20 protein-coding genes and 2 pseudogenes are annotated in these 20,298 nt (G+C 70.5%); 11 read left to right on the forward strand and 11 right to left on the reverse strand.

Annotated features, from left to right (window positions below; genetic code table 11):
• Positions 1 to 82 precede the first annotated feature (82 nt).
• Both AC07AL_RS30235 and AC07AL_RS30240 read left to right on the forward strand, forming a co-directional pair.
• Positions 83 to 931: a class I SAM-dependent methyltransferase gene (locus AC07AL_RS30235; protein ID WP_363586042.1), complete on the forward strand. Its 849-nt coding sequence runs from the start codon at positions 83 to 85 to the stop codon at positions 929 to 931.
• Between the two features lie 82 nt (positions 932 to 1,013).
• Positions 1,014 to 1,307, forward strand: coding sequence for a putative quinol monooxygenase (locus AC07AL_RS30240; RefSeq protein WP_363586043.1), 294 nt, complete (start codon positions 1,014 to 1,016; stop codon positions 1,305 to 1,307).
• A gap of 446 nt (positions 1,308 to 1,753) precedes the next feature.
• Here the strand turns inward: AC07AL_RS30240 and AC07AL_RS30245 are convergent.
• The 3 genes and pseudogenes from AC07AL_RS30245 to AC07AL_RS30255 all read right to left on the reverse strand — a co-directional run.
• Positions 1,754 to 2,431, reverse strand: a pseudogene (locus AC07AL_RS30245) (DUF5655 domain-containing protein); the annotation flags it as partial.
• 175 nt (positions 2,432 to 2,606) lie between these two features.
• Positions 2,607 to 3,676 (reverse strand): IS630 family transposase gene (locus AC07AL_RS30250; RefSeq protein ID WP_478318917.1). Its coding sequence is split into 2 segments (ribosomal slippage): positions 2,607 to 3,175 and positions 3,175 to 3,676, totalling 1,071 coding nucleotides; the frame shifts between segments, so codons are not numbered across the junction.
• Positions 3,677 to 3,754: 78 nt separating this feature from the next.
• Positions 3,755 to 5,196 (reverse strand): annotated as a pseudogene (locus AC07AL_RS30255) (NF041680 family putative transposase).
• 291 nt (positions 5,197 to 5,487) lie between these two features.
• On the opposite strand from AC07AL_RS30255, the gene AC07AL_RS30260 reads away from it, so the two are divergent.
• Positions 5,488 to 5,787, forward strand: coding sequence for a hypothetical protein (locus AC07AL_RS30260; RefSeq protein ID WP_478318919.1), 300 nt, complete (start codon positions 5,488 to 5,490; stop codon positions 5,785 to 5,787).
• Between the two features lie 227 nt (positions 5,788 to 6,014).
• Here AC07AL_RS30260 and AC07AL_RS30265 read toward each other — a convergent pair whose 3' ends face one another.
• From AC07AL_RS30265 to AC07AL_RS30280, 4 genes are all read right to left on the reverse strand, one after another.
• Positions 6,015 to 6,833 (reverse strand): glycoside hydrolase family protein, encoded by an 819-nt coding sequence (locus AC07AL_RS30265; protein ID WP_363633099.1) that lies wholly within the window; start codon positions 6,831 to 6,833, stop codon positions 6,015 to 6,017.
• 83 nt (positions 6,834 to 6,916) lie between these two features.
• Entirely contained in the window at positions 6,917 to 7,771 is an 855-nt protein-coding gene (locus AC07AL_RS30270; protein ID WP_478318920.1) for a thaumatin family protein, read from the reverse strand.
• A 16-nt stretch (positions 7,772 to 7,787) separates the two neighbouring features.
• On the reverse strand, positions 7,788 to 8,042 hold the full coding sequence (locus tag AC07AL_RS30275) for a hypothetical protein (RefSeq protein WP_363586058.1): 255 nt from the start codon (positions 8,040 to 8,042) through the stop codon (positions 7,788 to 7,790).
• A gap of 115 nt (positions 8,043 to 8,157) precedes the next feature.
• Positions 8,158 to 9,141 carry a hypothetical protein gene (locus AC07AL_RS30280; protein ID WP_400811938.1) on the reverse strand — a complete coding sequence of 328 codons (984 nt, stop codon included), beginning with the start codon at positions 9,139 to 9,141 and terminating at the stop codon, positions 8,158 to 8,160.
• 381 nt (positions 9,142 to 9,522) lie between these two features.
• Between AC07AL_RS30280 and AC07AL_RS30285 the strand changes: the two genes are divergently transcribed.
• Positions 9,523 to 9,987, forward strand: coding sequence for a TetR/AcrR family transcriptional regulator (locus tag AC07AL_RS30285; protein ID WP_478318922.1), 465 nt, complete (start codon positions 9,523 to 9,525; stop codon positions 9,985 to 9,987).
• Between the two features lie 511 nt (positions 9,988 to 10,498).
• Here the strand turns inward: AC07AL_RS30285 and AC07AL_RS30290 are convergent.
• Both AC07AL_RS30290 and AC07AL_RS30295 read right to left on the reverse strand, forming a co-directional pair.
• Positions 10,499 to 10,957: a MarR family winged helix-turn-helix transcriptional regulator gene (locus tag AC07AL_RS30290; RefSeq protein WP_400811942.1), complete on the reverse strand. Its 459-nt coding sequence runs from the start codon at positions 10,955 to 10,957 to the stop codon at positions 10,499 to 10,501.
• On the reverse strand, positions 10,950 to 11,705 hold the full coding sequence (locus AC07AL_RS30295) for an alpha/beta fold hydrolase (RefSeq protein WP_363586062.1): 756 nt from the start codon (positions 11,703 to 11,705) through the stop codon (positions 10,950 to 10,952). The genes AC07AL_RS30290 and AC07AL_RS30295 overlap by 8 nt, the downstream gene beginning before the upstream one ends.
• Positions 11,706 to 12,067: 362 nt before the next feature.
• On the opposite strand from AC07AL_RS30295, the gene AC07AL_RS30300 reads away from it, so the two are divergent.
• Complete coding sequence (locus tag AC07AL_RS30300) at positions 12,068 to 12,697, forward strand: DUF4389 domain-containing protein (protein WP_363586063.1); 630 nt, start codon at positions 12,068 to 12,070, stop codon at positions 12,695 to 12,697.
• Here the strand turns inward: AC07AL_RS30300 and AC07AL_RS30305 are convergent.
• Complete coding sequence (locus AC07AL_RS30305; RefSeq protein ID WP_363586064.1) at positions 12,664 to 13,014, reverse strand: beta/gamma crystallin domain-containing protein; 351 nt, start codon at positions 13,012 to 13,014, stop codon at positions 12,664 to 12,666. The two genes, AC07AL_RS30300 and AC07AL_RS30305, sit on opposite strands and share 34 nt — an antisense overlap.
• Positions 13,015 to 13,946: 932 nt before the next feature.
• Between AC07AL_RS30305 and AC07AL_RS30310 the strand changes: the two genes are divergently transcribed.
• From AC07AL_RS30310 to AC07AL_RS30330, 5 genes are all read left to right on the forward strand, one after another.
• A complete protein-coding gene (locus tag AC07AL_RS30310; RefSeq protein WP_400989331.1) occupies positions 13,947 to 14,336 on the forward strand; it encodes a hypothetical protein in 390 nt (129 codons plus the stop codon).
• Positions 14,337 to 14,579: 243 nt separating this feature from the next.
• A complete protein-coding gene (locus AC07AL_RS30315) occupies positions 14,580 to 14,825 on the forward strand; it encodes a hypothetical protein (protein ID WP_363633113.1) in 246 nt (81 codons plus the stop codon).
• Positions 14,826 to 15,134: 309 nt separating this feature from the next.
• Entirely contained in the window at positions 15,135 to 15,293 is a 159-nt protein-coding gene (locus tag AC07AL_RS30320) for a hypothetical protein (RefSeq protein WP_363633115.1), read from the forward strand.
• A 241-nt stretch (positions 15,294 to 15,534) separates the two neighbouring features.
• Positions 15,535 to 15,750: a hypothetical protein gene (locus AC07AL_RS30325; protein ID WP_363633117.1), complete on the forward strand. Its 216-nt coding sequence runs from the start codon at positions 15,535 to 15,537 to the stop codon at positions 15,748 to 15,750.
• A 1,245-nt stretch (positions 15,751 to 16,995) separates the two neighbouring features.
• Entirely contained in the window at positions 16,996 to 17,448 is a 453-nt protein-coding gene (locus AC07AL_RS30330) for a hypothetical protein (RefSeq protein ID WP_363586069.1), read from the forward strand.
• Between the two features lie 917 nt (positions 17,449 to 18,365).
• Here AC07AL_RS30330 and AC07AL_RS30335 read toward each other — a convergent pair.
• Positions 18,366 to 18,794, reverse strand: a complete 429-nt coding sequence (locus tag AC07AL_RS30335; RefSeq protein WP_363633119.1) for a hypothetical protein — start codon at positions 18,792 to 18,794, stop codon at positions 18,366 to 18,368.
• A gap of 507 nt (positions 18,795 to 19,301) precedes the next feature.
• Here AC07AL_RS30335 and AC07AL_RS30340 point away from each other — a divergent pair.
• On the forward strand, positions 19,302 to 20,213 hold the full coding sequence (locus tag AC07AL_RS30340; RefSeq protein WP_363633121.1) for an aminoglycoside phosphotransferase family protein: 912 nt from the start codon (positions 19,302 to 19,304) through the stop codon (positions 20,211 to 20,213).
• Positions 20,214 to 20,298: the final 85 nt, after the last annotated feature.

The raw sequence follows: 20,298 nt of genomic DNA on the forward strand, positions 1-20,298 counted from the left end.
GGGACCCTGATCTGGGCTGCTCGTGCTCGCGTCGGCGGCCCTGCACCGCTCGTCGGGCCCGGAGGAACCAGAGAGGCAGACCATGACCGACCCGGACCGTCCGCAACCCGCCCCCTACGTTCTGGATTCAGCCGCCCGAGCGGATCTCGAATTCGACCGCCTGCGCACGATCGAGCAGGTCTACGACCCCGGAACCGAGGAGATCCTCACCCGGGTGAACCCGGCACCCGGGTGGTCATGCCTCGAAGTCGGCGCGGGAGCGGGCAGTATCGCCCGTCTCCTGGCATCTCTCGCCGGAGAGACCGGAAGAGTGGTGGCAACCGACAGCGATCCGCGATTTCTGAGGAACATCGCACATCCCGGGGTCGAAGTGATCGAACACGACATCACCGCAGGCCCTCTGCCACCAGGTTCCTGGGATCTGATCCACGCCAGATCCGTACTGGAGCATCTGCCGGACCCCGAATCCGTCCTGGCCCGGCTGATCCCCTCGCTGGCACCACACGGGCAGCTCTTCGCCGAAGCGATCGACGTCAGTCGCGAGACACTCGCCATCGCCGCCAAACACGCCCCGGACAGAAGAGCGGCCACAGCCTTCCTGGAGTTCGCAACCGCGGTGCACCGGCTGATGACACTCGCCGGAGCACACCCCGAACTCGGCAGCACCCTCCCGGTGCTCCTCGCCGCCCAGGGTCTGGAGGGCATCACCCACCAGCGGCGACACCCCCTCGTCTCCGGTGGAAAACGCGGCTTCTACGCGCTCACGCTCGCCCGCCTCGCACCGTCGTTCCAGGACCACGGTCTGCTCGACACCGCCGATCGACGGCTCTCCTCCCTGTTCGACGACCCGTCCATGGTCTTCCCCGCACTCCCCATCGGCGCTGCCCATGGACACACCCCCGCGGTCGGACGGCGACAGCGGAGAACCTGAAGAGCCGGTCCGCCAGGAAGGGCGGAGAGCGCCCATCCGAACGGAACAACACGCAAACGGAACACCGAGAGAGGCGAAGCCGATGAGTGAAGTAACGGTTGTGGGCCGGGTCGTCGCCAGGGCGGGCAAGGAGGCAGAACTCGCACAACTGCTCCAGGCGGTCATCGAACCCACCCGGAACGAGGAGGGAAGCCTGCACTACTCCATCCAGCAGAGCATCGAAACCCCGGAGGAATTCATCGCCATCGAGCGGTGGCGACACACCGAAGACCTCCAGCGCCACTTCCGAAGCGCGCACTCCCAGCACCTCGCCGCCGCGGTGGAATCACTCCTGGCGGAACCGATCAAGATCACAACTTACCGGGAGCTGACATGAGATGAGAGTCCCCACGAGGGCGACCGCTAACCCCACGGAGACTGCACGGACAAGACCTGAGGCCAGGCCCCATGTCCAGCGCAGACTCCGAGCTGCCGTCTCCAGCACCCGGGACCAGCCTGGGAAGCCCTCCTGGGGAACACCCTGGGCTTCACCCTCGCCCCGCCGCGCTGGAAGCCACCACACCCGAGACCTACCTGGCCATCAATCCGGACGACCTGCTCCGCCGCTGAGCCGGCCAACCAGGACCACCACCCTCTCGGGCGATGACGGCGGAACATAGCCGTGGTTCCCCGGTTCGCGAAACCGGAGAACCACTGGACCATTGATTACTCCACTGCCACGCCCTGCCCACACCGTCGAGAGGCACCAGAACGACCACCCCACCCACAACTTCACACCAGACCCCAGCGGAGCCCGTCACACGCACACGGGATCGAGCCCTCCTACGCCGCGGCGCAGCTGAGGCGGAACAGATCCTGAGCCCGCTCCAAGTCCCGCTCCGTGCGAAGCTGGACTTCCAGGTCACCGGTTCCGTGGTGGCCGAGTCCTGTCACGTCCCGGGTGAAGCCGGGGACGAGATCAACCGTGCCCGGGTCGGCCTTCAGGTAGACGAGGAGCTTGGCCTGCTGGGGCGGGCAGAGGCAGGCGAAGTTCCGCAGCCGCTGATAGGCCCGGTACTGCTTGCGCTGCACGGGAACGATGTCGTCTCCGAGCCCGAGCAGCGCCTCGTCGACCGCGGCGGCCAGCTCCGTCATCGCCCCGCCCGCCGTACGCTCGCTCCGGCCCCCGGCCGCGCGCAGGCGGGAGGCCATCCGGGAAGCAGCGGCGTGTCCGGTGACGGAGGCCACCGTTTCCAGCCCGATGTGGTGATCGCCGTAGAAGCGGTAGCGCACGAGATCGATGCTGCGGCGGTGCTCGCGTACGGCGTGGACGTCATAGCGGGTGAAGTCACCGGCCACACAGATCAGCCTTGGCGCGCTCCACAGGACCCCGGCCGCAGCCTCGGCGCCGAGCCGGTCACGCACCAGTCGCTGGAACTCGTCCCGGTGGTCCATCAGCCAGGACAGATAGAACAGCCCCTGGTGGATCACCCCGGCGTCAGTCGCCCGCTTGTACTCAACTTTACCGACCGCAGGAGCTCGGATACCGGCTCTGAACTGCGATGATCCATAGACTACATGTCCGTCACGGTGACGGATGCACTTCTCTGTAGCTCGTCTGAGTGGTGTCGCGGTAGAGCCCGGCGGCGGTGGAGTCGCGGTGTGACAACGCAACGTAGTTACTGACTTCGGCTTGTCAGGGTGAGGTTGGGGTGTCGAGGGTGAGGCCGGTGCCGGCTATGAAGCCGTCGATGGTGTCGGGCCGGTACTGCAGTCGTTTGAGGCGGTTGCGGACGAGGGTTTCGAGTCGGTCGAGGGCGACCACGGCGAGGCTGCGCTTGACGTGTGCCCAGACCCATTCGACGGGGTTGAGGTCGGGTGAGTAGGCGGGTAGGAGGAAGACCGTCAGCCAGGTGCGCTGGGCGATCAACTCGCGCATGGCGTGGGAGGCGTGGGTGTTGAGGCGGTCCCAGACCAGCACGATCGGTGCCTTGACGAGGTGGTGGACACCGTCGACCAGGGCGATGAAGTCGCGCTCGCCCATGCTGCGGCGCTGACCCCTGCCTGCGGGGTGCGTGCGCAGGCGGTGGCACAGCCGGGTGCGCGAGCCGGGCCGCATGGCGATCAGCTCGGCCACCGACAGGCGTCCCGAGCGGCGGCCGCTGACGGTCACGACCGGTGTGCGGCCCCGTCGGCCCCAGGTGCGGCCTTTGGGCGGTCGGCGGGTGAACCCTGCTTCGTCCTCGAAGCAGATGTAGCCCCCGCAGGCCGCCCGGGCGCTTTTACCTCCGCCCACGTCACCTTCTTCCACGCGGTGACGGCCTGCTCGTCCCGCTCGGCCACCCTGCGTACGGGGACCTGCGGGCTGAAGCCGAGCCGGTGCATCAGCCTCGTGGCGCCCGAGACGCTGTACGAGACGTGGAACTTCCGCCCGATCAGCGTGGCCACTCTGGCCGCGGTCCACACCTGGTCCTCCACCCAGCCGTGTGCGGCCGGGCCCTGCTCCAGGTACGCGGCGAGCTTCTCCAGGCAACGCGGAGACAACCGGCACCGCGCCCCACCCAGGCCGCGAGAGGCCAGCGCCTGGACACCGCCCTCGCGCCACAACTGGTGCCACTGGTAGGCCGACTTCGGACTCACCCGCAGACGTCGGGCCACCTCTGCCGGCTTGACCTCCTGCTCGAACAGCTCGGCCGCCTGCACCCGCACCGACTCCCGGCGCAGCCGTCCCGTGGCGGTCAGCCCGCCCCCATCCGCATATCTCACACACCATCGGATACAGCCACCACAACGAGCCCGTCAGGCAAACCATGACAGTTCACCCTGACGAGCCGAAGTCAGTATCTACCAAGATCGTCCGGGTTTGCCGATGGCCTTGAGGGTCTCCGGGCGTTTGACGGTCTTGCCAACGTCGTAGCGGGGTGCGCGGTGTTTGTTCTTGGCGCCTGGTGACCGTCCGGGACGCGTGCCTCTGGGTTTGGGAATACGGGTCGGGCAGATGAGGTGGGGGCGGATGTTCCTGAATCCCCGGCGGACCCGGGCCGGGGTGAGCCGTTCGGAGGCGGCCGGCTTCTCCCAGGGTCGGCGCAGGTCCGCGGCGAGGGGGCGGGCGAGGCGGAGCTGGGTGTGAGTGACGATCAGGATCCAGGTCCAGCGGTCCGCGGCCTCGGGAGTACGGAGTTTCGGGGTGGTCCAGCCGAGGGTCTGCTTCGCGAAGCAGAAGGTGTGCTCCAGGTCAAAGCGGCGGAGAAATGCCTGCCAGAAGCGGTCCACGTCATCCGGTGTGGCGCCGGTCTCGGAGGACCACAGCCACACCGGCGGGGCCTCTCGTTCCTTCGACAGGTGTTCGACCTTTACCCGGATCAACGCTCGCTCTACCAGAGGTAGTTCACCGTCGTGGTCGAGCCAGGAGGAGCGGTGGGTGAGCCGGGGGCGGACCCGGTCCCACACCTGGGTCTCGGCCTTGCCGTAGTTGATGGTGTCGGTGACTGTGGTGATCGCGGGCTCGGGCCAGGTCTCCGGTTTGGCGAAGCGGAATTCCGGGCCGTGCTTGGGCGGTCGGCCGTTGACGCCGTGCATCCTCGGTGGTTTCGGCAGGCGCATCACGCGGTCGGAGCGGACCCGGCCCACCGACTCGACCGGCAGATCACGCAGGACCCAGGCCAGGCGGGTGACGTCGTAGCGGGCGTCGTTGACGATCACGATGTGCGGGCCTCCGGCCTGCCACTGGCCCGCGGTGATGAGTCGCTCCACGACACCCCGCAACTGGGCGGCGGTGACCGCGGTCGCGTCGTCCGCCGGACCGAGCCGAACCGCGTCCAGAATCGCGGTCCAGGACGTGGCCCCCGGCTCCAGCGCGGCCACGAAGGAGTAGGGCCAGCCCGGAATGAACTGCGAAGCCGTCTTCGCCCGGCCGTAGACGTGGCAGAACAGCCGCTCCGCCGAGCACGGCGCGTCCGAACGAAGCCACGGCGACACATCGACCGCCAGGACCAGGCGCCCGCCGTCGAAGCGCGGCAGCGACAGCCTGGCCAGCACCGTCCGCAGCCGGACGACGTCGATCCGGCCTTGGTTCAGGCCGCCGTACATCGCTCCGTGCCCACGCCGGTGCTCGGGCAGCAGTGTCAGGTCCACCGGGACTTCACCGCACCGTCCGCACACAGCACCGCGTCGGCGAGTTCGAACAACTCGTCACGCCGGGCGGTCAGACACTCGTAGAACTCTCCCCGGAAACGTGACGCTTCCGCGAACGCTTCCCGCCGCACAGCATCAGGCAGCAGACTCACCCTCGCGGCCTTCGTCGTGGTCACGTGCACCTTGGTCGGAGCACAGGATCAGACGAAGGCCGCCTTCATGTCCGGCGAATCCCCAAGTGAGCGACCCCGTTCGAGACGCCGTTCGAGGACCGAAGAAAAAGAACAAGCTCATTGTCCGCCGAGATCTCCGAGCAGGCCCCGGGCGGTGCCTGGGGCCTCTGGCGCGACTGCCGCAACGGCGGCTGCGCCGGGGGCTGACCGCCGGCGGGCCCCGCGTGACGGAGCCGGGGAACGAGGCCCGGGGGCCGGACGCCGCCACCGTTGCCGCCGTCCGGCCGCCTGGCCACCGCCTCCGACCTGTCGGGGCACCGCTGGAAGGAGACCGGGGGGTACGCCCAGCCGCGCCGCCTCGGTGTGGTCGACGACTGCGCGGGCCGTCAGGTCGGGCGGGCCCGACGCCGGGCGATCGGCATGCGGGAGGACCGCACCGGTCCGTTCGCCGGCGGCCGGCCGGCCTGGGCACCGGATCCGTTCTGGCTGCCGCTGCTGCTGCCGCTGCTGCCGCCGCTGCCGCCCAGCGCTGACGGGGCGGTCCTGGCGGCGACCCCGTACCGGCCGTGACGAGCAGCGCGCTCGCGGGCGGTGACCACCTGAGGAATCCCTTGGACCGGCGCGGGGGCGGCCGACGAGCCGAGCCGATCGGCCACGAGCTGAGCCGACGGCCGCGAGCCGTCGCCCGGCGGGTGGACACGTCGGTCCACCCGCCGGGCTCGCCGACCCCCGGTTCTGCGCCGGTCCGGGTGTCGTGGTCGATCGGGCCCGTGCGTGGACGGGGGCGGGGTGTGTGCTCAGCCGGCCGCGCGGTAGGCCGTACCCACCCGGTTGGGGGTCGCCCGGTTGTAGAGACCGGTGCCGCCACGGTCCGCGGAGAGGGTGAACCACGCGTAGCGCTCGACGAAGGGAAGTCCCTGGAGCATGGCGGTCGACTTCGTCACGAACGCGGCCTGCTGTTCCGGTGTCGGATACTTCGGGGTGCCGCTGGAGAAGTCGATCAGGGCGTACTCGGTGAGCCAGATCGGCTTCTTGTAGCGGTTGTACACGGCCTGGAGGTAGTTGCGCAGTTGACCGGTCGCGGCGTCGGCGCGGAAGTCCGAGCCGTACCAGTGCAGGGGGATGAAGTCGACCTTGTCGTGACGGGCGGCGGCGCCCTTCATGAACTGGTCGAGCCAGCCGCCCGCGACGTCGCCGCCGCCCGCCACCGCGGGTGCCCCCAGACGCATCCCGGTCGACTGGAGCCGGGGCCACAGGTCGAGGGCCCTGGTCACGCTCATGTTGGCCTGCGCCGGCAGGTCGGGTTCGTTGAAGCCGAGCAGGGTCGTGCCCTCCTGCCTGGCCGTTCGCAGTTGTGCGTCGGTCACCGAGCCCGCGCCCCAGATCATGGGGACGAACTCGACGCCGGCCGGCGGCTTGATCTGCTGGCGGTCCGAGGCCCAGGTGTAGAACCAGCCGGCCCTGGAGTCGGCCAGCGCCTTGGTGACGTCGGTGAAGTTCCAGGCGCTCACGCCCTTCTTCTTCGCCGGGGCGGCGGTCGCGTCGGCCGCACTGCCGACGGTGAGGCAGGTGAGCACCGCGAGCAGGGCGGTGAACAGGCGCATTCGACGTGGCAAGGCGTTCCTCTCTTCGGTCACGCGGTCGTGACGGGGGCCGCGGCGGCCCTGGAGTCCGGGGGCCGGGGTCCGGGGCGGGTGGCTCACGCGGTGGGGCCGAAGGTGACGGTGAAGCCGCTGCAGCGGCTGCACTGCTGCATCACCTTGTTGCCCGGCACCTGGTCCTGCTTGGACCACGTGTAGGCCTTGGGACACTTCGCGCTGAGCGCGCGGCTGTAGCTGCTGGGGGTGTCCCGGCTGGGGTTGGTGCACAGCATCGGCTTGCCGTCCGGCCCGCGCGTCAGGTCGGCGGGCGGGCAGTAGGGCAGCAGGTTCGCCGCGCAGCCCCGCGTGTCGCAGCCCCCGCCGGCCGGGATCGTGGCGTTCACCGGAGTGATCGTGATCGGCAGCGAGAACGCGTTCACGTAGCTCACGTCGTACCAGGGGGCGGCGCCGTCCTTGGCGTCGAAGTTGAACTCCGCGAGGCTGGCGGGTTGTTCGCCCGTCGTGCAGTGGTCGGCGGCCGGGCCGCAGTCGGCCACCCGGCAGTGGAAGGTGCTGCCAAGGGCCCCGCCGCATCCCTGGCGTGCGAAGAACTTCCCACGCCAGTGGAACGGGGCGGCCGTCTCGGGGATCGTCACCGTCGCCGACTGGCCGGGAGCCAGGACCGGCAGCCGGGTGAACTGCTTCGACCCGTCGGCGTTGACGCCGTTTCCGATCCACAGCTTCTGCGACGAGTGGTTCACGAACGTCACCGTGTGGTTGACCGCGGCGGCCGCAACCGGCGCGGTGCGGGTCGGCGCCGCCGCACCCGTGACGGTCGCGCCCGTCGCCGCGCCCGCACCCGTGACGGTCGCACCCGTGACGGTCGCGCCCATCGCCGCGCCCGCGTTCGGCAGTACCACGGTCAGTGCGGTGGCGGCCGCCGCGACGAACAGCCTGGTCAGGAATCCGCGCATGACTTCTCCGTTCCGCTCAGCAGGTCAGGTTGGTGCCGGGGTAGGCGCTCATCGCGCCGACCAGTGCGTCGTAGGTGTAGAACCGGTCCCTGTTCGGGAACATCCGGTCGAACTGGGCCTTGCCCATGACGAAGCCGGCCCGGTCCGCCGCCGTCGCGTGTGCCGGTCCGGCCGTCGACAGGCCGGTGGCGTGGGCGGAGGCGGGCAGGGCGATCGCCGATACGGCCGCCGCCGCGGCGGCGATCCTCAAGGCCGTGCGTCGAAGGGACACGCGGGGCCTTCCTCCCGTTGCGGAATGCGGGACATCGGGTCCGCCGGTCTTCTGGTGCCACCGGCGGGTGTGGTCGGGCCGTTCGGGCCGGCTTGGCCGGCGCCGCGGTGGTGTGTCAGGAGCAGGTCTTGTCCGGGTGGTCATGGGTGATGGCGCAGATCATCGCCTTTGCCCGGCCGTTGTTCGGATACCTGAGCTGAAGCTCGTCCTCGAAGTCCTTCCACTGGCGTGCGATGTCCTTGACGGCGAGGTCGTAGGCGTGGTCGAAGTTGTGGGCGACGACCGAGCGCGGACTGTCCTTCGTGTCCTTGTTCAGGACCCCGTCATGAGTGACGCGACCCGTGCAGTTGGAAACCGTCCCGCTGTGGTCGCGGTCCGGATAGCAGCCCGTCGCCAGGTCGTGAGGGATGTGGCCAGTGGCGTCCTTGACCCAGTCCGCCCTGCTCATGGAGCTGTAACGGCCGATGGAGAAGAACACGGGCAGGTCGGTGCGCCCCAGGCCGGGGGGGTTCTTGACACCGATGGCTCCCGGGCCGGCCTGGTCGACCCAGTTGCTGTGGGCGTAGAAGTCCTCGATCTGATGCCAGCCGCGGCCCAGGTCCTCCAGCACCTCGCACTTCGCCCGTCCCGGTCGGTCGTTCCACGAGCAAGCCGGGGAGATGGAGGTCTGGGTGGCGATGACGCGCCCGTTCGCGTCGACCAGCCGGTCCGCGGCGGCGACGGCCCTCCTGACGTGGTCGATGGAGCCCTCGACGCAGTCGATGATCTCGGCGTTGGCCTGCTCGCGGGTGCGGGGGTAGCGGCTGTCGTACCTGGGGTCGAGGTAGTCGGCGTTGTCGCAGTGGAGCTTGCCGATGCCGAAGTACTCGCCGTGGTCGTTGGCGACGATCGCGCCCGAGTTCCCGTCCGCCATCGCCGTCAGCGAGTTCTGGTGCCAGCCCCCCGGCCCCAGGGCGGCCCGGGTGATCTTCTCGTGGTTCCCCCCGCTGAAGGCGTGCGCCGGTGTCGCGGCACCGAGGACGACGGCACACGCCATCGCGGCGCACGCGGCGCCGGAAGCGCGCAGGCGCTGCCGGCGGGAAACGGAGAGGGGATTCATGAGGTCTCCAGTCGCACGATGGACGTCTTCGGCAGGTGTGCGTCCGGGCATGGAGTCCCGTCCGTACTGCGCAGGCCATGGCGGACCCATGGCGGCGCTTGGTGACGAAGCGTCACCGAGCCTGCACCCGTACGTTAGCCGCCGTGCCCGCAGCCCGACAGACCGCCAGTGCCACACGGGCCTCCGGCCGCGCATCGCGGTGTCCCCGTGCCACGAGGCCCAGGCGCCCGGCCCCGTTCACGGGAACGGGCAGCACAGCCTCCCGGCCCCCTTCCGGCCTGGGCTTGTCCACCCGTGGCCCGCCCCCGCACCAAACAGAGCAGGGATTCTGCAGAGTCCCCTCTGCAAGCAGAACGTCAATTCTTCTTGACGGAGGGCGCGGTGCCACGGCTCACCGACGCACGCAAGGAACTCCGGCGCACCCAGATCACCGAGGCCGCCGTAGGCTGCTTCAGCCGCGACGGCCTGGAGCGGACCTCGATCGCCGACATCACGGCCGAGTCCGGCCTCTCGACCGGCTCGATCTACGCCCACTACCGCAGCAAGGACGACCTGGTCCGGGCCTCCGCCCACGCGCTGCTCGCCAAACGCGCTGAAGCCCTCGGCCAGTACGCCGCGAGCGACAGCCCGCCCGACCCCGACGAACTGCTCGCCCGCCTGATCGCCACGATCGACCCCGCCGAGGCCCGGGTCGGCGTGCAGACCTGGGGCGAGGCGACCACCAACCCGGCCATCCGCGCCATCGTCGCCGACACGGTCGACCGGATGCGCGCCATGGTGCTCGACTGCGTCACAGCCCACCTGGCCAAGGTCGAAGACCTCGCCCCGGCCGCGACGACCGGCTGACCAGCGCGGAGAAGGAGGAACTGCGGTCCGCCGCGGCGGTGACTGTGGTGACGGCCTTGAGGACTTCGGGGGCGGTGAGGTGGACGGGTGTTGACCGGTCGGGTGGTGTGCTGGTCGAGCGGGGTGAGCCGGTTGGTGGTGGTGCCGGTGAACGGGTCGAAGTCGCCGTCCGCGGTCAGCAGGTTCGGGGGCGTACGCGGTGATGCGGAAGTGCTCCTCGGCCGGGCGCGGGAGCGTGTGGGTCCGGCGGTAGGTCGTGCCGGCCCCGATCGGTCCCGGGGAGGCCTGCTCGGTGGTGTCGAGTGCGTAGTTCCAGCGCGGGAGGTTTCGGGCCGTGCGAGGTGGCCGTGCGAGGTGGGCGTGCGGGGTGGGCGAGGACCTCGGTGGCGGGCGCGTCGACGGTCGGGGTGTTCTCGAATCGCATGGTCGTTCCTTCCCCGGCGCGCGGTCGGCCGGTCCTGTGCGGCCGTGCGGTCCCGTACGGGCCGTGGCGTCGGTCGGGGGCGGGGTGTCAGTCGAGGGCGAGGCGTTTGTTGAGGGCCTCGCCCGAGGGCAGGGGGTCGATGAAGTTGTGCAGGAACGTGAGCATCGCGTCGGTGTCCAGGCCCTGACAGACGGTGTCCATCGCGGCGTAGAGGGACTCCTCGATCCCGGCGACGGCGGTGGCCAGGCGTTCGCCCTCGGGGGTGAGGCTGAGCTGGAGGTAGCGGCGGTCCGCGGCGTCGGTGCGGCGCTCGACCAGCCCGGCCGCGACGACGCGTTCGACCAGCCGGCTGGGGTTGGTGCCGCTCTCGCACACCAGGAGTTGCCCGAGCCCGTTGAGGCTCAAGGTGCCGTGCTGCTGGAGCAGGCGCAGCACCTCGGCCTGTGACGGGGTGATGCCGTGCGGTTTGAGGGCCTGGATCAGCAGCCGGTTGCCTTCGCGCTGGGCCGCCAGGATCGCGAACCGCAGGTGTTCGGCCTTACGCATCGGCGTCTCGCCGGGTGGTCGGCACGGTGGCGAGGAAGTCGTTGACCGCGGCGGCGTAGGTGGCCGGGTGGGAGAAGCGGAACATGTGGCCGGTGCGCGGCAGCACGACCTCCCGGGCGTCGGGGATGCCCGCGAGCATGACCTTGGAGGCGTTCTCGCCGATCAGTACGTCGTGGGAGGGGGTCAGGATCAGGGCCGGGACCTGGACCCGGCCCAGCGCGTCGACGTAGTCGGCGGTGAGGACGGCCCGCAGGCGGGCGCCGAAGGAGACGGCGGGGGTGTTGGCGAGGAACAGTTCGCGGCTGCGCGCCTGGCTCCAGGGCACCTGGCCCTCGCCGTCGAACGGGGAGGTGAGGCGGTGGGCGTGGGCGCGCAGTGTCAGCTGCCGGTAGAGCGGCCCGCGGGCCCTGCCGATCGCCTGCATCAGGGCCTTCCACGGCTTCGAGTCGACCGGGTTGGCCGCGAAGCCGCCGGACGCGACCAGGGCGCGCAGGCCCCGCGGGCGGCGGGTCGCCAGTGCGAGGGCGATGTTCGCGCCGAAGGAGTCGCCGACCAGCACGTAGTCGTCCAGGTCCGCGATCGCGCTCTCGACGTGGTCGGCGTAGCGCTCGATGTCGTCGACGCCCTCGGGCAGGCGCAGCGTCCGTTTGGGTGCCTCGCCGTAGGGGGCCAGTTGCTCGGCGCTCCACGGGGCGCCGGAGAAGCAGGGGATGAAGACGAGGGTCGGATTCTTCTCTGAAGTGCTCATATCAGACACATTACACGACACATGTGTCGTGGCATATGTGGTCCAGGTCATCTTCCTGGTCTGTTTTCCCTGGACTCGCCCGGCCTCGGGAGCAGTGCGAGCCTCCCTGGCACGCGGAAGGCGGTCACCAGACCGCGGGGCGCCTCGAAGGCACCGATCCAGCGTCCTTCGGCGCCGTCGCCGCGATCATCGCCACGGCCCCGGTCGGCTGCCCGCGCGGCACCACCCGCTCCCTGGTCTCTCGGGGGGTCCGACACCGGGACCATCGCGCCCGACCCGCCGGCCGCATCGTCCGGTCGGCCACCGGGGGTGCCGGGACACGGTCGCGGCGCGGACGGCGGCGGGACGGCGGTCTTCTTCCGATGGAGCCACTGGAGTTGCATGTCGGTCAGTTCTGCAGGGAGCACCACCGAGGGACAGGGGGGTGTCCGGGAACGCTGTCGGAGGCCTCGATCGCGCAGGGCCTGGCGTACGGGGGCTGGCGGACGGCGTCGTTCGTGGTCTGGCTCGTGGTCCTGGCCCTCGGCCGGATGTCACAGCCGCTGTACGAGGCGACGGCCGCGGTCCTGCGCTACCGGATGCGCCACACCATCTACCTGACGATGCTTTCGTCGGCCTACCCCGAGCGCCTGTTCGGCGAGGAGCCGGGCAGCGAACCGGAGGGCCCGGCGTCGGGCACCCGTCCGCTGGTCCTGGTCGGTGCCGGGCGCGGCCTGCTCGTCCTCTTCCTCCTGCTCGGCCTGGCCTCCTGGGCGACGGGGTCGGTCGCCGCCTCGGTGAACTCGGACGACGACGGCAACGACGAGTTCGTCAACCCCACCCAGCGCGTCCTCGCGCCCCTCGTCCCGGGCCCCGCCGACCGCGTGCCACGGGGCCCGCCCGCGACGGCTCCGCCGAGGGACGGCCCCCCGTGGGGGGCCGGTCACAGGGGCACGGCCTCCTGTGACCGGCCGGTGGTTCAGTTGATGTGGAGCGTCGTGATGGTGCCGTAGTTCTTGGTGATGGCCTGGTTCTTGCCGAAGGTGTGGCGGTAGAGGGAGCCGTCGCCGGGCTCGTACTCGAAGTACCCGGCGTTGTTGCCGCTGCTGAAACTCGTGACCGACCTCTGGTCGATCCAGATGTCGCCGGCGTTCGCGAAGCACCTCCTGAAACCGGTGCCGTTGTCGTTGGTGATGCCGATGGTGAAGTAGTCGCTGGCGAACAGGCATTCGGCGAAGTTGACTTCGTTGGTCGCGTGGGCGGGCACGGTGCCGACGGCCAGAGCCATCATGGCGACCCCGGCGGCCACGGCGATTCGTCGCTTCAGCATGACGCAAACTCCCTGGTGTGTGAGGTGGGGCATGCGAGTCGAACTGAAGGGACACTAACAAGAGGTGTTCAGGTCACAACCTGGTGTAACGATTTTCGGACATCATTCCATTTCCCGGGACTTTTGCCGGACTTTGCTGAGCTGAATTCCGCACCTGTCACACCTGTCGCACCTGTCGCACCTGTCACCTGTCACGCGGACCCGCATGGCCGTCCGGGCCGCGCCGATCCCTCGGCGCGGGGTGCGGGTCGCGTGTCGGGGGCCTGGTCCTTTGTCTGGCCACCGGAGCTGATCCTGCCGACACCGGATGAAGGGGAGGACCCGCCCGCACGACCACCCGGTCGGACTCTCGCACCCTGCGGTGTCCCACCGTCGCCGGACGCCGCGCCGCCGCCACGCTTCCGGCCCGGACCGAACCCGCCGCGCTGCGCCCGGACCACCGGAGGACACCGGCGGCGTACTGCGAGCACGTGCTCGACGTCGCCGTCAGTGCTGGCCTCGTCCTGGCGGAGAACACGGGCGAGAAGGTCCCGGCCGAGGAGCAGACGGCCCGATGACCGTCGCGCTCGACAAAGCCGCCGCCCAGACCGGGCGTCTTCGTTCGGGCCGGCCGGGTAGGTGTCCCGCGTCGATGTGATCAGCTAGGTGGATGGGGGTGGCCTGCGGGGCCGTGCCGCTTTCGGCCGCTGGTTTTGTTCTGCTGTCGGAAGTTTCGGGCGCTGACCGGGGCGGCGCTGTTGCGGCTGTGCGGGCGGGAGCGCCTGCACGACCTGCTCCTCCAGGAAGGCGGCGGCGGGCCGTTGCGTATACGGACCTGCTCGCCGTGCTGCGCCCGGGCGCGTGGATCGTGAGCGATCGCCTGGTACGCGCGGGTCGTGTGGCCCACCTGCCCGCGCACCGTCAGTCCCCTCTGACGTGCGGGGATCCCCCGTATGTTGACCGTGGAGCAGGGCTGGCTGGACGGGACCGACTCGGGGCTGTTCGTGCTGTGTCCCGAGACGGTCGCCGAGGGGTGGACGGGCTGCGACGAGGCCTTGTTGGAGGCCGCTGCGGACTACGCGGCCGCCTACCCGGTGCCCGGGCACGGGGACGTGCTGGTGTTGGGCGGGGAGCCGCTGCTGGTCGGGTGGCCGGCCGAGGAGCGGGTGTTCGTCAGGCCGCTCCACTTCGACTGCGCGGACGACGTCCGGCCGCTGGTGCGCGAGGCGCTGCGGTCGGGGGTGTGGGAGGACGGGCCGTTCCTCGACCTGACCGCCGGGCGGTACCTGCTCACGGACGTCTTCTACGACGGTGAGCCGTCCTCGAGCGCGGCGAGTACCTGACCGTCGAGCTCCCGCCCGGGCGCTACCTGGTCCAGTCGCTGAAGGCCGAGCCCGACAGGCGGGCGCAGTTCCATCTGGAGCGCCTGCTGCCACGGTGAGCGGACGTCCGGGGCCCTGTGCGGAGACGGGCGGCCCTGAAGTCCGGGGCCGGTGCGGGCACTGGGGCGGTGCCGCTCCCGGCCCACCGGGCGGTCGTCACCGGCCTGGAGGCGAAACTCGCTCCACCGCACGCCGGACGAGCTGATGGCCCGCGCCCTGGCCCTTGCCGGCCCCGAACACGACGACTGGTTCGCGTCGTTGTTCCGGGTCGCCGAGCCGCAGAGCCAGGACAGGTTCGACTGGGCCCGCGCGGTCGCGGAGGAGGCCGAGGACGGCGGCGAGCTCGATCGCCGGCGCTTCGCGTTCGACGTGATCAACTTCTTCGGCTTCGGCTTCGGCTTCGATGCCGACAACGACGACGAGTCGCCGTTCACCCGGGAGGCCGCATAGTTCCTCCGGCCCCGGCTGGACACCGAGCAGGACCCGTACGCCCTGCACACCGTCATCGCGGCCTTCACCGGCTACTGCTCCCGCGAGGAGCTCGCGGCCGTCCTGGCCCACGCCGACCACCCGGACCCGGGTGTTCGCCACTGCGTCGCTCTGGCGTTCCCCGCCCTCCTGGGCGACCGGCCCGACACGCTCGCCGTCCTTTTCTGCGCCTGGTCGACGACCCTGCTTCCGTCACCCGGTCCGCTTCACAGCTTCACTCACTTCCCCCTCGGCACCCGCGTCCTGCTGGACATCCCTGCCCTGCGCGCCGTGCTGGCGGCCCACCTCACCGACCCCCACTTCGACGCCCGCCTCGAAGCCGCCGCAGCCCTGGCCCTGCGCGGCGACGAACGCGGCACGCCGGTCCTCGACGAGATCCGCCGCGGCAGCGGTACCGCTGCTCCCGCCCGCGCGGGCCGCCTCGCCTGAAACCGACCATCACCGGCGCCCCGCTGGCTTTTCCTGGGGGAAACCTACCAACCGCAGGTCATCGGGCGGCGGTTTCCGCCCCCAGGGACCCACCGTGGGTCGGGGCACGGCACCTCCAGATCGGGCTTTAGGAGACTGGGGCCCGGGTAAAGGCTTTCCTGATGAGCGAGTTTCTCGGCGGACCGAGGTACACAGCACCTGCTCAGGGGGATGGCCATGGGATTTGATCCATGCATGGCGTATGCAAAAGCTTGTTTCGGACGCCAGGATGGCCTTTGACCGGGGCGATACCGACTTCGCCGCTGTTTTTGATATCGACGGCCCCGGCGTGACGATGAAGAAGATCCGCAAAGAGATCGACTTGAGCGTCAGAGCAGTGGAGGCAGCCGGCTGGCCGTGCATCGGGGTTCGGTCGTTCCTCGCGGAGATCCAGATCGGCTTCATCCGGGGAGACTGAGCGGCCAGCAGACGCCGACACGGTGCGGCCCGCTCGCCGGCCATCGCGGCCGATCAGGCCGACGCTCTCGCCCACGCCGCCCACGCGCCGGCATGCCGCTGAAGTCAACGCCCGTACGGCCGAATTGAGGCTCGTGTCCCCGAAGTCGAGGGCACCGCGAAGCTGACGTCCCGGGAACCGGCCGCCCGTCAGGTCGCCCGGATGATCCTCGACGCCACCTCCTTGGGCCGGCCGGGAAGTCGCCGACTGTATCGGGGACCGACGCGCACGGCGGGTCTGTTCGTGATGCCCAGTCACCATTTCGCGGTGACGGAACCCGGGACCACCTGCCTGCCTGGCCGGTCGGGTCCGGGGTGTGGCGATCTCGCGGCCGGCGGTTACCGTCCGGGTTCCAAGGCCGCAGGGCCGGCCCGGTGCGGACGCAGGACGGTTGTGCGCGGGTGGATCGCTTCATGATCACCCGTCCCCGGGACGCCGGTACCAGCGGGCACCAGGTCCCGCCGGCGCCACCGGGCCGGAAATTCTTCGGCACGATCCCGTACTGTTAACCCTCCAGAGCCATCCATGACAGGAAGATTTCCCGTTCCGCGCGTCGATGCCGCCACCGCAAGGGGTTCCTGTGCGGCGAGACCTGCCCGACCGCGCCCGCGTCGCGTGCGGGGCGGCGACCGCTTCTCCCACAGCGTCGCCCAGCCCTCCTCCTACTCCACCGGTTCCTCGGAGCGTCGCTTCCTCGTCCGACCAGCGGCAGTAGCTCATGAAGCAGGCGGTCCGTGAGGGACCAGAGGATGTGACCTGCGGATTTTCGGCGGGACCAGCCAGGGTGACCGGCGGCCCGGTACCCGTCCGCGTTCTCCCCTCGTCATATCTCGATCCGTCGTTTCCACCAGGGAAGGTCACCCGGTGCGAACGGGTCGTTGACTGTCCGGGCGAGGATGCGTTCGTCGAGAGGCCCGAGTTCTCTGCGCAGTTCTCGGCGGGCCCGGGTCCGCAGGGCCCGAACGGCCCGTTCCAGCAGGGTCCTGACGTGGTAGTATCCGCTTCGCAGGTCCGTATCGTCGTATCCGTACCACGCCGCCAGGTCGCGGCGCGGGCGCGTGCCGGCGGGAAAGGCCGGACACCGTCCGGTCGGCCTCGGCTGGCCGGTAATCCGTCACCGCGCAGCCGCGGAAGGAAGTCTGTCCGGTGGACGGGGGCTGGGTACTCCTCGACTCACCGTTGTGACGGCGCGTAGCGTGACAGACCATGAGATCGTTGATCCGCCGCGCGTGGTTCCTCCCGTTGACCGGCGCCCTGGCCGCACTGCTGGCGCTGGTTCTCAGCACGGTCGCGGCACTGTCGCAGTGGCGGACGGCGAGCCGCATCGACGCCGCACCGTTACGGGTGGACGCGACCATCACCGCTGCTGTGGCCATGAAGGGCGGAACGAGGTACACGCTCACCTACCGGGTTGCCGACCGCGACTACAGCACCGACTCCCTCACGCCGCACGGCGTCAGGTCACCGGGCATCGGTGCGACGGTCCCGCTGGAGGTCGCAGCCGACGACCCCGAGGCCTCACGCGTCACCGGCAGCCATTACCCCGACGACGCCCTCCAGCCCACGATGATCCTCGTGGCCACCGCCGCCGTTGCCGGCCTCGCCATCTCCCTGCGCTTCCTCCACACGGCCACCAGACGCAACCGCCCGAGCCCCTGAACCAACCCCGTCCTGGCTGTTCCGCGGCGGCTGCGTGGCCTGTCCCGGCTCGCTTTGTCCCCTGGGGCGGGGGCGCTTGTTCGCTGGTCTGGTCTGCCATCGGTGACCGCCCTGGCTGCCGTGGGCCGGCCCGGTAGGGACGCAGGACAGTCGTGCGCGGGTGGATCGCCTCATGACTGCCCATCCCCGGGTCGCCGATACCAGCGGCCATCAGCCCCGTCAGCGCTGCTGGACCGGAAATTCTTCGGCGTGCTCCCGCCCGGATGACCCCTTGAAGCCATCCACGACAGGAGGATTTCCCGTTTCGCGCGTCGCGCCATCGGGGCCGCCCGGTGCCGCGTGGCCTGCCCGGCTGCGCCCCGACCGACCGGGCCTTGTTCCCGCAGTCCTCCCGCCGTCCCCGGCCGTGCCCCCGTCGTTGTGGCAGGCGTCGGCCGTCCCATCCTGCTGCGCCCCGGGGATGACGTCGTCCCGATCGCTGCTCTCTTCGGCGCCGCCGCCCGCAGCCTGTTGTCGGGGTTCTCTTGTCGGTCGTCGTCACCGCCCCGCCTCGGGGGTGGTGAGAGCCTGTTCGCCGCCCCGGTCTGTCGTCGGTGACCGCCTGCCCCGGTCTGCCCCGCTCGGGCCCGCTCCCGGCCTGGCTGCCGCACTGTCGTCCCCCGGCCGGATGAGGCAAAAAGGGGGGGGCTGCCCGGGGCCGAGCTGTTCGGGCCTGCTGTGCCCGCGTGGTCGTCGTGCCCGTCATGGCCAGGATGGTGGCGAGCCCGGTGTCCCCGCCTGCCCGCCTGCCCGCCCTGCCGCCCCGCTGCCCTGCCGCCCCGCATCGCCGACTGTCGTCGCGGTCGCCTCCTCCCCGCCTCGTGCCCTCGCGGGCCGGGTTGACGGCCCGTCGGCGGGTGGTCGGATTGTTGGTGCGGTCAGGGGCTCGGGGGAGTGTGTTCCGGGCCCCGCCGGGGTGGAAGGCTGGGACGGCCTCGGGGCGCGGTGTCGGTGAGGTGGCGGTGGGCGGCGTGGAGGTGTTCAGCGGCTTGGCGCAGATGGTGGCAGGCCATGGAGGGAGAGACCGCGCTGTAGGGGCGGAGCCATCGTTCGGCGGCGTGGACGCGGGCGAGGGCGGCGGTGAGGGCCTGGTGGGCCGGCCGCATCGAGGGGATCTCGGCGACTTCGTCCGCGGTTCGGGCGAGCAGGACGGCGAGGTCCTCGGTGTCGGGCCACGCGCCGTCGGTGAAGTCGTGGCCCCACAAGGCCAGTCGGGCCGCGCATATCCCGACCCAGGCCTCCAGCCGGTCTTCCCAGGACGGCGGCCTGGCGGGCGGGGACGGGGGCGGGTTCGCAATGATCGGCACCCGAACATGATCCGCCCACGGGCCACGGTTGCGTGGCCGTTTCACCGGAACCTGTTGACGACCTGTTGCACAACCCCACCCGGTACCGCCCAGGGCCGGGAGACGGTCGGGGAACTGTTCCCGGGTGCAGAGGGGGCGGGAGACGGGCCAGGAGTGCTTCCGGCGGCCGCCCGCCCGGGCCGCACAAGGGCCAGGACGAGGTGGTCCCTCCCGTGGGCCGGGGATACGGCCGACGGGCGGCACAAGCACCTCCGCACAGGTACACCCGTCCTGGATCCGTACGGGAGTTCTCCGGCCCTCGGCGTGAACTGGCCTGACAGGCAAGGGCATCCGGTGCGTAGGATCACCTGTCGACCCGACCGCCCCTGCGGACGCACCGCACCGCACCTCGCCGATAGGCGCGCCGCACCCGCAGTGCACCGCAACCGCACCACATCGATCAGCGAGGAACGGGCCCGACGACAAGGCCTGGACCAGACCGTAACGGAGACGCCGGATGGAGACGCCGTGACTTCCGGAAGCCCGCAGCAACACCGCCTGACGCAGGTACCCGAATCCCTTCGGGCCTTCGGCCGCTGGCAGCACGAGGGCGAAGCGGGCCGCCGGTGGCTGGCGGCCCTGCCGGACACCGTCGCCCAATGGTGCGACCGCTGGAACCTGAAGGTCGACGGGCCACCCATGCACGGCTACAACAGCCTCGTCGTGCCGGTCCGCCGGGGCGGCGAGCCACTGGCACTGAAAGTCACGTGGCCCGACCAGCAGATGCAGGAACAGGTACTCGCCCTGCGCCTGTGGAACGGCCACGGCGCGGTCCGCCTGCTCGACACCGACACCACGGCGGGCGTCATGCTGCTGCAACGCCTCGACCACACCCGTCCACTGCGCGACGCGCCACTGACACAGGCCGTCCCCGTGATCGGGACACTGCTACGGCGGCTGGCCATCGAGCCACCCGACGGCCTGCGCACGACGGCAGACATCGCTGCGGGCCACCGACGAGAACTCCCCACCCAGTGGGAGGAACTCGGCCGCCCGATACCCCGACACACACTCGACCACGCACTGGACCTGGCCGAGGAACTGTCCCACGACGACTACACCGTCCTGGTCAACAACGACCTCCACTACGACCAGGTCCTGCGCACCCCCGACGGACACTGGTCGGTCGTCGACCCGCTGATCGTGCGCGGCGTCCTCGAATACCAGGTCGCACCCCTGCTGTGGAGCCGGTTCGACGAACTCGGCCCCTCGCGCGTCCAGTGGTGCATCGACGCCCTGACCGACGCCGCGGACCTCGACCCCGACCGCGCCCGCAAATGGGCACTACTGCGAGCCGTCGAGTACTGGATATGGGGCCTGCGCGCCGGCTTCACCGAGGACCCGGTGCGCTGCGCCCGGATCGTGGAAGCACTCACCTGACCCCCGCCCCGTCGCGCAGGACGGTAACGGTCAGCGTCAGTCGAGACCGGGCGCCGTGAACCGGCAAGCCTGCCGGACGGGCCCG

The sequence above is a fragment of the Kitasatospora sp. NPDC043949 genome (assembly GCF_056435365.1).

What these genes read in the sequence shown, in the direction of transcription:
- AC07AL_RS30295 (WP_363586062.1), bottom strand. Translation starts at nt 11,705, where the DNA reads ATGAGCACTTCAGAGAAGAATCCGACCCTCGTCTTCATCCCCTGCTTC.
- AC07AL_RS30270 (WP_478318920.1), bottom strand. Translation starts at nt 7,771, where the DNA reads ATGCGCGGATTCCTGACCAGGCTGTTCGTCGCGGCGGCCGCCACCGCA.
- AC07AL_RS30300 (WP_363586063.1), top strand. Translation starts at nt 12,068, where the DNA reads ATGGAGCCACTGGAGTTGCATGTCGGTCAGTTCTGCAGGGAGCACCAC.
- AC07AL_RS30280 (WP_400811938.1), bottom strand. Translation starts at nt 9,141, where the DNA reads ATGAATCCCCTCTCCGTTTCCCGCCGGCAGCGCCTGCGCGCTTCCGGC.
- AC07AL_RS30310 (WP_400989331.1), top strand. Translation starts at nt 13,947, where the DNA reads ATGTTGACCGTGGAGCAGGGCTGGCTGGACGGGACCGACTCGGGGCTG.
- AC07AL_RS30325 (WP_363633117.1), top strand. Translation starts at nt 15,535, where the DNA reads ATGCAAAAGCTTGTTTCGGACGCCAGGATGGCCTTTGACCGGGGCGAT.
- AC07AL_RS30240 (WP_363586043.1), top strand. Translation starts at nt 1,014, where the DNA reads ATGAGTGAAGTAACGGTTGTGGGCCGGGTCGTCGCCAGGGCGGGCAAG.
- AC07AL_RS30330 (WP_363586069.1), top strand. Translation starts at nt 16,996, where the DNA reads ATGAGATCGTTGATCCGCCGCGCGTGGTTCCTCCCGTTGACCGGCGCC.
- AC07AL_RS30235 (WP_363586042.1), top strand. Translation starts at nt 83, where the DNA reads ATGACCGACCCGGACCGTCCGCAACCCGCCCCCTACGTTCTGGATTCA.
- AC07AL_RS30305 (WP_363586064.1), bottom strand. Translation starts at nt 13,014, where the DNA reads ATGCTGAAGCGACGAATCGCCGTGGCCGCCGGGGTCGCCATGATGGCT.
- AC07AL_RS30315 (WP_363633113.1), top strand. Translation starts at nt 14,580, where the DNA reads ATGGCCCGCGCCCTGGCCCTTGCCGGCCCCGAACACGACGACTGGTTC.
- AC07AL_RS30290 (WP_400811942.1), bottom strand. Translation starts at nt 10,957, where the DNA reads ATGCGTAAGGCCGAACACCTGCGGTTCGCGATCCTGGCGGCCCAGCGC.